At 37.3% G+C, this 14,455-nt stretch carries 15 protein-coding genes; 11 read left to right on the top strand and 4 right to left on the bottom strand.

Features of this window, described 5'->3' with window-relative positions; all coding sequences use genetic code 11:
• Positions 1–169 precede the first annotated feature (169 nt).
• A complete protein-coding gene (locus AAKU52_RS15975; protein WP_354335361.1) occupies positions 170–1,180 on the top strand; it encodes a Gfo/Idh/MocA family protein in 1,011 nt (336 codons plus the stop codon).
• Here AAKU52_RS15975 and AAKU52_RS15970 read toward each other — a convergent pair.
• The 3 genes from AAKU52_RS15970 to AAKU52_RS15960 all read right to left on the bottom strand — a co-directional run bounded on the left by AAKU52_RS15970 (position 1,140) and on the right by AAKU52_RS15960 (position 3,995).
• On the bottom strand, positions 1,140–1,766 hold the full coding sequence (locus AAKU52_RS15970; protein ID WP_354335359.1) for a gluconate 2-dehydrogenase subunit 3 family protein: 627 nt from the start codon (positions 1,764–1,766) through the stop codon (positions 1,140–1,142). The genes AAKU52_RS15975 and AAKU52_RS15970 overlap by 41 nt on opposite strands.
• Before the next feature lie 16 nt (positions 1,767–1,782).
• Entirely contained in the window at positions 1,783–3,522 is a 1,740-nt protein-coding gene (locus AAKU52_RS15965) for a GMC oxidoreductase (RefSeq protein ID WP_354335357.1), read from the bottom strand.
• A 299-nt stretch (positions 3,523–3,821) separates the two neighbouring features.
• On the bottom strand, positions 3,822–3,995 hold the full coding sequence (locus AAKU52_RS15960; protein ID WP_354335355.1) for a quinol oxidase subunit 4: 174 nt from the start codon (positions 3,993–3,995) through the stop codon (positions 3,822–3,824).
• A gap of 331 nt (positions 3,996–4,326) precedes the next feature.
• Here AAKU52_RS15960 and AAKU52_RS15955 point away from each other — a divergent pair, with 331 nt between their 5' ends.
• The 7 genes from AAKU52_RS15955 to AAKU52_RS15925 all read left to right on the top strand — a co-directional run bounded on the left by AAKU52_RS15955 (position 4,327) and on the right by AAKU52_RS15925 (position 11,022).
• A complete protein-coding gene (locus tag AAKU52_RS15955; protein ID WP_354335352.1) occupies positions 4,327–5,088 on the top strand; it encodes an NYN domain-containing protein in 762 nt (253 codons plus the stop codon).
• An 88-nt stretch (positions 5,089–5,176) separates the two neighbouring features.
• Positions 5,177–5,764 carry a YceI family protein gene (locus tag AAKU52_RS15950; protein WP_354335350.1) on the top strand — a complete coding sequence of 196 codons (588 nt, stop codon included), beginning with the start codon at positions 5,177–5,179 and terminating at the stop codon, positions 5,762–5,764.
• A 56-nt stretch (positions 5,765–5,820) separates the two neighbouring features.
• A complete protein-coding gene (locus tag AAKU52_RS15945) occupies positions 5,821–6,393 on the top strand; it encodes an NADPH-dependent FMN reductase (protein ID WP_354335348.1) in 573 nt (190 codons plus the stop codon).
• Between the two features lie 9 nt (positions 6,394–6,402).
• Positions 6,403–7,254 carry a pirin family protein gene (locus tag AAKU52_RS15940; protein ID WP_354335346.1) on the top strand — a complete coding sequence of 284 codons (852 nt, stop codon included), beginning with the start codon at positions 6,403–6,405 and terminating at the stop codon, positions 7,252–7,254.
• Between the two features lie 465 nt (positions 7,255–7,719).
• Positions 7,720–9,165 carry a phytoene desaturase family protein gene (locus tag AAKU52_RS15935; protein WP_354335344.1) on the top strand — a complete coding sequence of 482 codons (1,446 nt, stop codon included), beginning with the start codon at positions 7,720–7,722 and terminating at the stop codon, positions 9,163–9,165.
• 74 nt (positions 9,166–9,239) lie between these two features.
• Positions 9,240–10,499 (top strand): YeiH family protein, encoded by a 1,260-nt coding sequence (locus tag AAKU52_RS15930; protein WP_354335342.1) that lies wholly within the window; start codon positions 9,240–9,242, stop codon positions 10,497–10,499.
• A 220-nt stretch (positions 10,500–10,719) separates the two neighbouring features.
• Positions 10,720–11,022, top strand: coding sequence for a hypothetical protein (locus tag AAKU52_RS15925; protein ID WP_354335340.1), 303 nt, complete (start codon positions 10,720–10,722; stop codon positions 11,020–11,022).
• A 110-nt stretch (positions 11,023–11,132) separates the two neighbouring features.
• Here the strand turns inward: AAKU52_RS15925 and AAKU52_RS15920 are convergent, their stop codons facing one another.
• Positions 11,133–11,423: a hypothetical protein gene (locus tag AAKU52_RS15920; protein ID WP_354335339.1), complete on the bottom strand. Its 291-nt coding sequence runs from the start codon at positions 11,421–11,423 to the stop codon at positions 11,133–11,135.
• 266 nt (positions 11,424–11,689) lie between these two features.
• On the opposite strand from AAKU52_RS15920, the gene AAKU52_RS15915 reads away from it, so the two are divergent.
• The 3 genes from AAKU52_RS15915 (at position 11,690) to AAKU52_RS15905 (ending at position 14,117) form a co-directional block, all read left to right on the top strand.
• The gene (locus AAKU52_RS15915; protein ID WP_354335337.1) at positions 11,690–12,742 is read left to right on the top strand and encodes a helix-turn-helix transcriptional regulator; all 1,053 of its coding nucleotides are present in this window, start codon (positions 11,690–11,692) and stop codon (positions 12,740–12,742) included.
• Positions 12,743–13,063: 321 nt separating this feature from the next.
• On the top strand, positions 13,064–13,870 hold the full coding sequence (locus AAKU52_RS15910; protein WP_354335335.1) for an endonuclease/exonuclease/phosphatase family protein: 807 nt from the start codon (positions 13,064–13,066) through the stop codon (positions 13,868–13,870).
• Between the two features lie 82 nt (positions 13,871–13,952).
• Positions 13,953–14,117, top strand: coding sequence for a hypothetical protein (locus tag AAKU52_RS15905; protein ID WP_354335333.1), 165 nt, complete (start codon positions 13,953–13,955; stop codon positions 14,115–14,117).
• Positions 14,118–14,455: the final 338 nt, after the last annotated feature.

Here is a 14,455-nt window from a genome sequence, read left to right as displayed (position 1 = left end):
CATGCGTTCTATTACCGACACCTGCAAGAAAAATGAGCAGGCCATCTTAAATGCTTTCTTGACTATTGCTTCATCATAGAGGTACCTGAGTAGTTGCGTTAATTGCAGGTGAAGGGCGTAATCTTTCTGTTTCTTTAGCCTTGATGTAATAAATGAGTATATTTACTAAATGCCTGATAAGATAAAATGGGGAATGATTGGTTGCGGAAATGTAACTGAAGTGAAAAGTGGACCAGCCTTTAATAAAGTTCCTAATTCTGCTTTGATTGCAGTGACGAGCAGAAATATTGAAAAAGCTGTCGATTATGCAAAAAGACATCAGGTACCTAAATGGTATAGCAGCACAGAGGAGCTGTTAAATGATAAGGAAATTAATGCAGTTTATATTGCAACGCCACCTTCCTCACATGAAGCGTACACGCTTGCGGCATTGAAAGCTGGAAAATCAGTTTACGTAGAAAAACCTATGTCGGTTAATGCTGCCTCAGCTAAAAATATGATGGATGCTGCACAGCGTTACGGGGGAAAATTAACCGTAGCCCATTATAGAAGAGCACAGCCTGTGTTTCAAAAAATCAAATCGCTGATTGATGAAAAAGCGATAGGGGACATTAAGTTGGTAACCCTTCAATATTTTCAACCACCGCTTTCTACAGAAGAGATGAAAGAACCAAAAAACCAATGGCGTGTGGATACTTCAATTGCTGGTGGAGGATTGTTTAATGATATTTCTCCTCATCAGTTAGACCTTATGAACTACTTTTTCGGTACAGCTGTAATTGCCATGGGTACCGCCGCTCCACAAGCTGGATTATTTTTGGCAGATGATACTGTTGCCGGGATATTGAAGTTCAGAAACCAGGTGATTTTTACTGGAAGTTGGTGTTTTTCAACGTCCGAGGGGTATAAGAAAGATCAATGTGAAATTGTGGGATCGGAGGGAGGGCTGTCTTTTTCAGTTTTCGGACAACCAACAATAGAATTAACCAAAAATGGCCTTACGGAAACGTTCAGTTTTGATGTTTTGCCTCATGTGCAGCAGCCTATGATTGAAGCTACTGTTAATTACTTTTTAAATCAAAAACCCAATCCCTGCAGTGCAGAAATTGGGTTTGAGGTAATGACTATCATGGATGAATTTACCCGTTTTCAAAGCCATATTGCTTTAGAACATCGGTAGGTACGCCAACCCATTTATTTGGTGTATTTCCAATATATTCTAAATCTTTTACGCCTATTTCGCTGGTGAAAAATCCTGAAGCGGTAAGGTCTCTCATTTTATTAAAAAATGCGACCCCTTGCTGCATCCCTGGTTTTACTTTATTTGGGTAAGCGATATCCTCAACTATTTCAATCCTTTGTGTTGCAGAGGCATCTGCAAAACTCTTCTCAAAACGCGAGAAACTTTGAATGTCAAGCCATTTTAAACCGCCACGCATAGGTGTCTGGTGTGATGGTATATCCTTTACAATAAATTCTATAAATTCAGTCACTTTCGCATCTGATGCACTTCCGGATTTACCATCTTTAGGGATTATGATATCCGCTAAAATAGTGATGGTAGCCAACTCGTGTTCATTGAAAAATTTTATGTTGTTTAAATTCTTGTTCCTTTCAACTTCAAACGCTTCCCTGCCAGGCTCAGCAACAGCTTTATCTGTAGAGGCAGTTTCAGTTTTATTGTCGCCGGGTTTACAAGCTTGCAACAAAACCCCAGTGCTAAGTGCTGTTAAGCCAATTGCTCTTAGTGATTCTCTTCTGTTCATGTTTATTCGGTTTTAATTAGCTAAGATTTAACTTTTTCTTTTGGGCCAGGATATATTCTGCCGTACGCATGGACAAGGCCAAGATTGTCCAGGTAGCATTTTTATCGCCTTGTTGTACAAACGGTGCAGCATCTACCACAAAAAGATTGTTACAGTCGTGAGCCTGGCAAAACTTATTTAAAGCAGATGTCTTAGGATTGTCGCCCATTCTTACGGTACCAACCTCGTGAATAATTTTTCCTGGAACTTCCAGTCCATAATTGGTTTCAGGACCATGAACTTTAGAAGTAATGATACCACCCATGGCATGGAACATCTCCTGAAACGTTTCCTGCATATGTTTCGCCTGGTTTACTTCTTCTTTAGCCCATTTATAATTGAAACGCAATACAGGAATTCCATATTTATCTACTACATCCGGATCAATTTCACAGTAGTTAGATGCCCTGGCAAGAGCGGTTCCGCGACCAGCCATTCCAACACTAGAACCAAAGAAACGTCTGTAATCATCTTTTAAGCCAGCACCATAACCACCAGCTTCCTTCATTTTGCCATCTTTACCGGGTACCAATCCATTTTTATTTTGGATTCCACCTCCAAAACCGTAGCTTGGCATACCCATCCCACCACCATATTCAATATGGTAACCTCTTGGGAAATCGAGGTTTTTGTTATCCAGCCACCAAGGAGAATAAATATGTACACTACCCACACCATCCTCATTATAGCGCTTTCTGTCTAATAATTGAGGTAAGAAACCACTTAAACTAGCACCGGTTGAATCATGGAGGTATTTACCTACCACGTTACTGTTATTTGCTAATCCATTTGGATGAGCGGTAGATTTAGAGTTAAGTAATAAGCGAGCAGATTCACAAGCACTAGCACCCAGAATAACAACTTTACCACGAACCTGGTGTTCCTCTAAAGTATTTTTATCAATATAAGAAACACCTGTGGCTAAGCCAGCTTTGTCGGTCAGTACTTCGCGTACCATGGCATCGGTAATAACCGTTAAGTTTCCTGTTTTTACTGCGGGAATTACCAGGCAGGAGGAGGCAGAAAAATCGCCATATACTTTACAACTTCTACCACATTGACCACAATAGAAACAAGGGGATCGGTCTTTATTATTAGGCAAGGCTTCTGTAAGGACTGAGCCTCGACCTGGTATTACTTTAACACCGGTTTTTTGAGCAGCTTTCTTGATGAAAAGCTCATTAAGCCTTGGTTTTGGTGGCGCCATAAATATGCCATCTGGTTCGTTTTCTATGCCTTCTACTGTTCCATAAATACCCAGTAACCGATCTATTTTGTCGTAAAAAGGTTTAATCTCTGCATAAGTTATAGGCCAGTCATCTGTTAAACCGTCTTTGCATTTAAAATCATCAGGACCCATTCTTAGTGAAATCCGGCCCCAATGGTTGGTTCTTCCACCAAGCATTCTTGAACGAAACCAGGCAAATTCACTGCCTTCTTTTTGTGTATAGGGTTCACCGTCAAGCTCCCATCCACCATAAGAAGCGTCGAAATCGCCAAAGGGGCGTACGGTACTGGCACCACGTCTGGGGGATTCCCATGGCCATTTAAGTTGTTGTGAATCCACCCGGGGATCAAAATAAGCCCCTGCTTCGAGCATCAATACTTTTTGTCCGGCGTTGGCCAGTACATATCCTGCCATGCCACCTCCGGCACCAGACCCTACAATTATAGCGTCATATTCGATATCCGACTTTTTAATTTGGAATTCGTTCATTTGATAAAACGGTTTAGTAAAAATAATTTAGTACCGTAATTTAGCATAAATATTAAATCCGGCGAATTTTTTTTCGAAATTTATTTTAATCCGGTAAAAAAACAAACGGAGGTATTTGCAAGCTGCTTAAATTGACGGGTAATTAGTTTATCAGAGGCTATAAAACACTTTAAACAAGGAATAATGTTAAATGTATTACTGAAAGTTAAGAACTTTTATGGATTGTAATTTAAAATAGCAACAAATAAGCTTTAACCAGTAAAGCTTATTTGTTGCTATTTTAAACTCTTAGTAAGGTTTTAATGTTTCTTTTTCTGCGGACCGGGAGCAAAATGTTTCGCAGATTTTGACCCTGTAGCTTTTTTGGCTTGGCCTGGAGGTACTTTCCCACTTCTACCCGCAGTTCTGGAAGTGTAACACGAACTTGCGAGCATAACTAAAGCCATTAGAAGTATTGTATAGGTTTTTTTCATCAGAATATAATTATTTTTTTAAGGAGATGAAGTTATCATTTTTTTTATTAAGGTGCACTAATAGCGTGCCATAATTGAATCGAATTGTTGCAATTCATAAAGCTCTTAATTGTTATGAAACATATCCTGATGAGGTGTGATTTTGGGCCTAATAAACCTGAGGGGCAAATTCTTTTCAAACTATATAGGGTCTGAATTGTATTTAATATAGATTCATTGTGCTATAATCAGATTAGACAAAGCGTTAACGTCATCATTTCATTATCCTTAAACAAACTGCCATTATTTTGAAGGGTACATCGTGTTCTCTACTTTTACTTCAATTATAATTATGGAAACTACAAAAGATTTAAAACTTGCCGTATTAATAGATGCCGACAATGTGCCTTATGCAAACGTTAAGGAAATGTTTGAGGAAATTGCTAAATATGGAACACCAACATTCAAAAGAATATATGCCGATTGGACCAAACCAACCGTGGCTGGCTGGAAGAAAGTGCTTTTAGAAAACGCCATTACTCCCATACAACAATACAGTTACTCAACAGGAAAGAATGCGACAGACAGTGCGCTGATTATAGATGCGATGGATATTTTGTACACTGGAAAAGTTGATGGTTTTTGCATTGTATCAAGCGATAGTGATTTTACCAGATTGGCTACAAGGCTGCGGGAAGCGGGTATGAAAGTTATAGGAATTGGGGAGAAGAAGACATTAATCCCATTTATTACTGCCTGCGATAAGTTTATTTACATGGAAATTTTAAAGTCCGAAGTAGAAATTGAGGAAGAAACAGGTGAGAAAAAAACAAACAAAAATGCTGCAAAACATCCTAAAAAGCCTTTGAGCAAAATTGATCCAAAAACGATCAAATTGTTTATTGATAGCATTACCGATTTGGCAGATGAGGATGGCTGGGCTTTCTTAGGTGAATTAGGTAATTTAATGTTGAAGAAAAAACCGGATTTTGACCCCAGAAACTATGGTTTTAATAAAATGTTACCATTATTAAAAAGTATCAATCGCTTTGAAATTGATGAACGCGAAACCGGAAAAAATAATATCAAACACATCTATATTCGTATAAAATAACAATTCCTTATTGTTTTGATTTTCAAAAACAGACGTTTAACTTTAAGGAAGAGTACAATTAGTCTAATGTTACCTCATTGAAATTCTTATGAAAAAATCAGTAGTTTTTTTTATTCTTGCTTTAACGGTCAGCACTGTATTAACGCAATCCACGGTTGCTCAAACTACATGGAATGCAGATCCCATGCATTCAAAATTAACCTTTAGCATTACTCATTTAGGTATTTCTGATGTTGATGGAATGTTCACTAAATTTGATGCTTCGGCAACAACAAACAAGCCCGATTTTAGTGATGCCGTTTTTGAGTTAGCTGCAGATGTTACCTCCATCAATACTGCCGTGGAGATGCGAGATAAGCACTTGAGAAGTGCAGACTTTTTTGAAGTGGAAAGATTTCCTAAAATGACCTTTAAAAGTACTGGAATCAAAAAGATTGCTACAAATAAATACCAGCTTACAGGTAATCTTACCCTTCATGGAGTAACCAAAGCTGTGATGATGGATCTTTGGTATAGGGGAACTATTGTTGACCCTAAGTCGAAAGTCAATATTTCCGGGTTTCAGTTAACCGGCACCATTAAACGCTCTGATTTTGGTATTGGTCCAAAATTTCCGGCACCGATGCTAAGCGATGAGGTGAAAATTAAGGCTGACGGAGAATTTAAGCAGAAATAAGCGAACAAAATCCCTTTTTGAAAGTTACTCATAAGAACTCATTTTATACTTAAAACATGTACAAACTTAAAATTATTTCTTCCTCCGTCCGTCCCGGGCGTAAAGGTCCGGTTGTTGCAAAATGGATCGCTAGTATGGCTATTCAGAATGGCAATTTTGATGTAGAAGTTTTAGATCTCGGTGAGGTAAACTTGCCGATGATGAATGAACCTCAACATCCTTCCTTAAAAAAGTATGAACATGAACATACTAAAAAATGGAGTGCAAAAATTGACGAAGCCGACGCATTTATTTTTGTTACTGCAGAATATGATTTCAACTACCCCGCACCTTTAAGAAATGCATTAGAATACCTTTATCTGGAATGGGGTTATAAGGCTGCAGGATTGGTGAGTTACGGCAACGTTTCTGGAGGTACTAGGGCTGCAAATAGTTTGAAAGCAGATTTGTCAACCTTTAAAGTCGTGCCGCTGTATGAAGCTGTCAACTTTCCTTTTTTTCAAGATAACATCAATGACCAAGATGAGTTTCTAGCTAATGAAATTAGTGTAAAAGCTGCGGCTGATATGTTTAAGGAACTCATCAGGTGGACTAAAGGTTTAAAAAGTATAAGAGAAGATAAAGCATAATCAAATAATATGAGAATCATCAAGCAAATTCACGTTGCGGAAAGCGCTCCTATTGCAGATTTAATAACCTATAGGGCTTTACCAACAAAATCTATTGATCACATTGACCCTTTTTTATTTCTAAACCACCATGGACACCAGGTTTATCCTGAAAACAATAGGGGTTTACCTTTTGGTCCCCATCCGCACCGTGGTTTTGAAACTGTCACTTTAATTCTGGAAGGTGATTTGGCACATAAGGATAACAGTGGTGCTGAAAGTATTATTAATGCTGGTGGTGTTCAATGGATGACTGCTGGTAAGGGATTAATCCATGCGGAAGTATCCTCAGAAACATTTATGCAAGAGGGTGGTAACCTGGAAATTTTACAACTCTGGGTAAACCTGCCCGCAGCGCATAAAATGGTCGAACCCGCTTACCGGGGTTTACAAAAAAATGAAATACCGAGTCTTGAACTGGAAGACGGCGTTACCCTGGATTTGATTTCAGGAACATGGGGAGGAATGAAAGGAGCGTTTTCGCCACTTACAGACATTGCTTTAGCCACCTTAACTTTTAAAAAAGGGAGTGCCTATAAAACGGCAATTCCTGCAAATAAAAGCATTTTCTTTTACGTAGTTAAGGGTGCCTTTACGGTTAATGGAAAAGAAGCGCATGCACATGAATTGGTAGAATTTCTTCCCGAAGGGAAATTAATTCAAATAGAGGCGGTGGAAGATAGTCTTTTACTATTAGGCCATGCTACGCCTTTTAATGAACCTATTCTAGCTCATGGTCCTTTTGTGATGAATACTATGGAAGAAATTCATCAAGCATACGATGATTATAACAATGGGTTGTTCGGAATATGGACGGTTTAGGGCATTTGTAATTTCGATAATTTTGTTCAGTATCAATCTGATCAATTGCAAAATTTTATTTCAATTATTAAGTCGATGGTGTCCTTTAGATCCGGAAACTATGACAGGCAATTTCCCTAAACAATAAATTCTTTTACAGATCCTGTAACCTATATAAAATATGGTTATTCTAAATTATTGCTTATAAAAAATCCGACAGTATAGTCCTGCCGGATAACGGCATATGAAATTAGTTCGTAACACCAATCACTACTGATTTTCATTCCTACTATTATTAATAAATGGAATCATCAACAAAACCTTTAGAAGTATGAAAAATTATACCCAAAGTCGTGTTTTGGTGATTCTTTATTGCGAGTACAAATTTATTGATGAGGGGGCTGCTTCGAAAATACGCCTTGTCTGAAAGTACATTATAGGCAGGTAATTATTAGTAAATTTGAAAAAAATTAAGCTATAAACACATTGGGGAAGAAAGATTACGATGCAATTGTTGTAGGCTCAGGACCAAATGGTCTAGCCGCGGCCATCACCATGCAGCAACAAGGATTGTCCGTTTTATTGATCGAAGGCAAGAAAGAATTGGGCGGTGGCTTGCGGTCCGCAGCACTTACCCTGCCTGGGTTTGTCCATGATATTTGCTCAGCAATCCATCCTTTGGCAGCAGCTTCTCCTTTTTTTAAAACCTTGCCCTTACAGGAGCATGGATTAGCGTATATTTACCCCGAAATTGCTGTGGCACATCCTTTTGATGATGGTGCCGCCGCTATTTTAACGAAATCTATTGAGCAAACAGCCGCTTTATTAGGTGCTGATCAGCAAGCCTATCTGGATTTAATAAAACCAATCTGTAGCGACTGGTCTAAAATAGATAAGGCGGTTTTAGGTCCCCTATTAAAAATACCCTCCCATCCAATAGCAATGGCGAAGTTTGGTTTAAAGGCCATGACTTCAGCTTTAAGTATCGCCAAGAAATTCAGCACAAAAGAAACCAAAGGCCTTTGGGCAGGCATGGCAGCACACTCCATGCAGCCACTTTCAAGTTTAACCACTTCAGCTATTGGAATGGTCTTAATAACTATGGGGCATTTAGGCGGCTGGCCAATTCCTAAAGGAGGATCACAAGAAATTGCAAATGCCCTGGAATCCTATTTCATTTCGTTGGGTGGCGAAATTCAAACTGACTTTTATGTCAAATCCCTTAAAGACTTGCCATCCTCGCGTGCAGTATTATTTGATGTTGGCCCACGACAACTACTTGAGATAGCAGGGCACCGTTTTTCATCCCTCTATAAATGGCAATTAGAGAAGCACCGTTACGGTATGGGTGTGTTTAAAATAGACTGGGCTTTAGATGGACCTATTCCATTTACCGCTGCCGCAGCACGCAAAGCAGGAACAGTACATTTGGGGAACACCATTGAAGAAATTACTGCTGGTGAATATGCTTCTTCTATTGGCAGGATACCCGAAAAACCCTTCGTTTTAGTAGCACAACAAAGTTTATTTGATAATAGCCGTGCTCCAGAAGGCAAGCACACCGGATGGGCTTATTGCCATGTACCGCATGGGTCAAAAGCTGATATGACAGACAGGATAGAAAAGCAAGTAGAACGTTTTGCACCCGGTTTTAAAGACCTTATTTTGGCAAAACACACTTTCAATCCGGCAGAGATGGAAGCCTATAACCCCAATTATATAGGGGGAGATATCAATGGTGGCGTTATAACTATCGGACAAATTTTTAATAGGCCAGCACTTCAGAGCTCTCCTTACCGGACTTCAGAAAAAGGCATTTATATCTGCTCAGCCTCAACGCCACCAGGCGGAGGAGTGCATGGAATGTGCGGTTATTATGCTGCTAAAAGAGCCTTAAAAGATGTATTTAATATACAGGCAACTCCCTTATAAATAATTCTGCTAAATTGGGCCAGTTAAAATATTAATTACTTTCTTCAAACCAAATCTAAATTCAAAAACAAAAAATGTCATCAACCACTACAAAATTCACCTTACATGAAGACTGGACAGTAGTCATTTTAGGTTCAATAATTATTTTACTGGCAATTGTTGGTATCATTATTCTCGCTCCAACCTTTAACTGGAGCAGCCCAGCTGATTTTTCTTCAAAAGTATTTACTGCCTCAAACCTCTCTTCAATAGGATTTCAATTCGTTTTAGTGTTAGTAATATCCGGTTTAGGCGCATTGCTTACAGGAAAACCATTAAAACATTTTCTGATTGTTTTTCCGGTTGTCTATTTCATTACACTTATTGCTTTATTACTGGCAGGAAATTCACAAATTAAAGACCTGAACCTTGAAGCCGTAATTTTTAGTCTTGCTTTAGGACTTACTATCGGAAATCTATTTAAATTACCAGATTGGTTTCGTGCAACACTGGCTACAGAATTGTATGTTAAGATCGGTTTAGTATTGTTGGGTACCAGCATTATTTTTTCAGACATACTGAAAGCAGGGTCATTAGGTTTGCTGCAAGCACTTATTGTAGTTTTGTCGGTCTGGTATTTTGCTTTTTGGTTATGCCGTAAACTCAAGATTGATGATGAGATGACGATGATGATATCAAGTGCTGTATCTATTTGCGGAGTGTCGGCTGCAATTGCTACATCAGGCGCCATTAAAGGAGATCCAAAAAAGCTTTCTACGGTAATATCAATGGTACTAATTACGGCAATTCCGATGATGATCTTTATGCCCTATATTGCGCATTACTTTAATTTCCCTCAAGAAGTAACTGGAGCATGGCTTGGAGGTAGTATTGATACTACAGGTGCAGTGGTGGCATCAGGAACTCTTGTAGGAGAAACCGCTTTAAAGATCAGTACCATCGTTAAGTTTTCTCAGAATGTACTTTTAGGAATTGCAGCTTTTGCCATCTCAATTTATTGGACCTATTCTAAAAATCCTTTAGCTAAGGATAAAGATACCAAACCCACATTGGGGATTATCTGGGAACGCTTTCCTAAATTTGTATTAGGGTTTGTAGGAGCCTCTTTGTTGTTTTCCTTCGTATTATCTCCTGAAGTTACTGCAGGTGCAAAGAATAGCTTAAAAAGCATACAAGGGCTGTGGTTTGCATTGGCTTTTACCAGTATTGGTTTAGAAACCCGCTTTTCCGACTTATTTAATAAAGATACCAAAAAACCATTATACGCCTTTTTAATAGCGCAAGGCTTTAATGTTATTATTACATTAATTATTGCATTTTTATTATTTGGGTAAATTGAATTTTTAAAGTTATTGACTTTTTAATATAAGTAGTTAACATTGTCTGTTGATAAATAAATTGTAAGTTTTATTGTGTATACTATAACTTTAATTTTAATCCATTTGATGATGTTGATTATTTCGTTTATTTGACTAAAAATACAATTATATACCATTTATTAACAGGGAAGCCGAAAACTGTATAGAGTAGGCCCTAAATTAACCAAATATGATTATGGAAATTTCAGAAGTACAACTATTAGGTAGTTATTACCAGGTATTTGATGCCAAAGGAAAAAAGGTCTCTGAATTAGGGAAAGCTAATGGTGCTTTATGTGGAATAGGGTCAGGCTTTTTTGTTGTAGAAAGAGGTAATTACTATGTGACTTATGATGCAAAGAGTAGGAAGATAGCGGAGATGGGTGCATTTGAGGGTAAATTCAGGAATACTTCAGGAGCAACCTTTAATTTAAAAAATGGTAATAATATAGTTTCCTATAATGTTCGTTGTAAGAAAATTAGCGAGCGAAGTGCTTAAATAATATTTACTTAATTAAATATAGGCTTGGCCGTTCCTTTTTGGGACGGCCATTTTTAATAATATACCTTTCCTCTGATCTGCGCCCTTTTAATAAGCTTCAATTTATTTTAATTATTGAGGGAAGATAAAGTTGCCAAAATCAACTTATCGATAGCTGTAAATCTTTTTTTATTTTGAATGGTGCTGGTTATTTTAGGTAGTTTTTCTATTATAATACTTATTTTCATGATGTTACTCACAGCCTCATAAGGCACTATCAAACTTTTACCGTCATCGGTAATTAAAATAATCCAATTTTGACGACTATGGCGATAGGTTCTTCCCAAGACTTCCCTATCCCTGTATAGCCCGGTAACCCATATTTCATTGATGAATTTTTTCTTCGGTTGTGTTCCCATATAATCTGCTATATACGATGTTAAATAATTAAAAGGTCTATTTTTATGACTGTTTTGCGATCATTATGCAATGTCCAAACCGCTACAGTGTGTAACGGCTTGACTTTCATTGCTGAGATAGCGCTCAATTAAATAGCAATAAATTACATTACTATTCATTAAGAATATTGTTATAATAATTTATATTTACTCGTTATCACAATATTATTCAAAAATTTCTTTAGAGTTGTAATTGTTTTTTTGCACTTTGTCGTAAAATGGCAATCATGAAACAACTAGAGCGATTAAAATATATCTATAATGCATTGAGTGTCACTCCTCAAACTATTGAATCTCTGCAGAATAGCTTAAAAAACAACACCGTTTCAGTAAGTAGCAGGCAATTATATCGTGACTTAAATGATGTAGGACTTTATCTTTTAAGGGATGGTGAACGTTTGGAACAGCGGAGTTTAGAATTTAATCGTAAGGTATGGCTGCTCAATAAAGATACAGACGCAACACCTTTAACCAATTACGATATTGACACTTATTTGATGGGAAAGGCAACTATGCCAATTGGATTTATAATTGGGAGGGTGGAGTCTCTTCAAAAAATACAAGCCTTGTTAGCAAATCATTTTAGCAACAGTAAAATAGAAAATAATGCAAATTGGGATGGTACGAGCATAGTAAGTACTCATTTTTATGAAATTACTGCTGGGAAGCATTTGCAAACCTGCTTAAGTGAAATGATTTGGGCAGCATCTCACCGACGAAGTGTGGAGATTATCTCTTACGATGGGGATGCGGTTTCTTTATACAAATCACTCCAATTTCCCTTCAAGTTCAACCCCATAAAACTCATTTACCATAGAGGTAGTTTTTTTGTTGCTGGCACAATCGCAGCTACGAAACAATGTCTGGTTTTAGATACCATACAAATTAAGGTCTATCAATTGAGCAATGAGACTTTCCCAGTTAAGCAAATTCTTTTAAGTTTAGAAAATAACCTTAGAAATAGGTTTGGTATTTCTCAAAATGTAGATGATAAAACCTACCTCATCGTTTTAGAGTTTAATGCCACTACAGGAAAATATGTTCAGACTTTTTTTTGGCACCACTCCCAAAAATTTGAAGAATTGTACAATGGTAATTGCTGCCTTACCGTTACTTGTGGTATCAACAGGGAGTTATTGGGTTGGATTTATCAATGGATGGGGGATGTAAAGATTATTCAACCTGCTATTTTAAAGGATTATTATGCGGAACATTTAAAACTGATACAGCATACGCAGTATAGTGATCTTTTTTATTCTAATATTACCCAGCCGAAGTAAGGTTAATGATTTTAAAGTTTTATAGCAGTTAATTATTGATCTAGTGTTTCCCAGTCGGGTAAATGGTTTCCAAACCCTAATATAGCAGGATGCTGTAAGTAATTAACAAGTTTGCTTAGACACAGCAAACAGTTTGGTTACACAACTATGATTGTGTTACCATTGCGTTATCATTGCGCTACCATTGCGTTAACATTGCGTTAACCCTATGTTTGTTGCTTGTTTAGTATGGGTTTTTTTATACAAGAATATACTGGAAGGATGATTGCCAAAAATATTTTCTACATTCGGCCTTCTTCGGTAAAAAATAAAGCCCCCGTTTTGAAAAAAATTCTACTGCTGCTCCTGGTTTTATCCAGCTTTAACTGTTATTCACAAAACCTATCCATTTGTTCATGGAACCTCAAAGACTTTGGAAAGTCTAAAAGCGATAAAGAAATTACGGTAATCGCGAAGCTTTTAAAGTCATTTGATGTAATTGCCATACAAGAAGTTGTGGGAAGTTATGGCGGTCCGCAGGCCATAGCAAGGTTAACAGCTGAGTTGAGCAGGTCTGGCGGGAAATGGGAGTATGCGATTAGCGGCCTTACATCAGGTTCAGCCTATAAATCTGAGCGTTATGCTTTTATATGGAAAACCGACAAGGTTAAAAAAATAGGAGAGCCCTGGCTGGAAAGTAAATATGGCTTGCTGATTGGCAGGGAACCTTTTTACTGCAGGTTTAAAATTGCAAAAAAGGTGTTTACATTGGTTTCTTTTCATGCGATCACTAAATCGAAGCAGCCCGAAACGGAGATTAGATATTTTAAATTTTTTCCGCAATTATATCCACTTGATAACCTGATTTTCTGCGGTGATTTTAACCTTCCGCAATCTCATACTGTATTTTTCCCTTTAAGAAAAATGGGCTATATTTCTTCAATGGTTAATCAAAAAACCTCGTTAAGACAAAAGTGTATTAACAATGACTGTTTAGCATCTGAGTTTGATAACTTTTATTTCAACACGGCAAAGGTAAACTTGATTAGTGCCGGAGTTTTACATTTTTATAAAGTATTTAATGATCTCAAAGCGGCAAGATTGATATCAGATCATGTGCCTATATTTTTAAATTTCTCTTTGAAATAAGAAAACACCTCTTTTTTTTTCTTTCCTACAGTAGTAATTGCTAATGACTAATTAAATTAACACGCTTAACGCATTGCCAAAAATGCTCAATGAGCAGAAGTATAAAACAGCATATCTGATACAAGTAGAAGTGGAGGGCATTGTGGCAAGTTTGGAAAATGCTGCATTAACTGTCTATGATTTTCAACATTTGTTAGATAAAGCCGTAGTTAAATTGCTCCACAGCAACAGGAAGTGTTTTTGTTAAGAATGCAGGGCTTTAAAAACCTTGAAATTGCTTTAGAATTTTATATGCCAGGAAGTTTGTTAAAAGTAAATTTGGACACTAAACAACCTGCAAATTGGGGGATGCCCAAAGAAGTAACAGTTGTTTTTAATAAGCAGCTCTATTGTAAGTTAATTAATTATTAAATTTTACTAATGCACCGCCATGTTACTATTTTTTTAAGGCTGTTTTAGCCTTAATTTTTAAAAAATCGACATCCTTAAGGGGTCACATAAAATAATTGGGGATTAGGCAAAAAGTTTTTCCATTCTGAACAGGAAGAATTTAGTATCTACAACACCCCTTTGATTAGCTCTAAA

The sequence above is a fragment of the Pedobacter sp. CG_S7 genome (assembly GCF_040544395.1).
In the GTDB taxonomy this organism is placed as follows: Bacteria; Bacteroidota; Bacteroidia; order Sphingobacteriales; family Sphingobacteriaceae; genus Pedobacter.
Note: the sequence above shows the minus strand (reverse complement) of the source record. Positions and strands in the feature narration are given on the sequence as shown.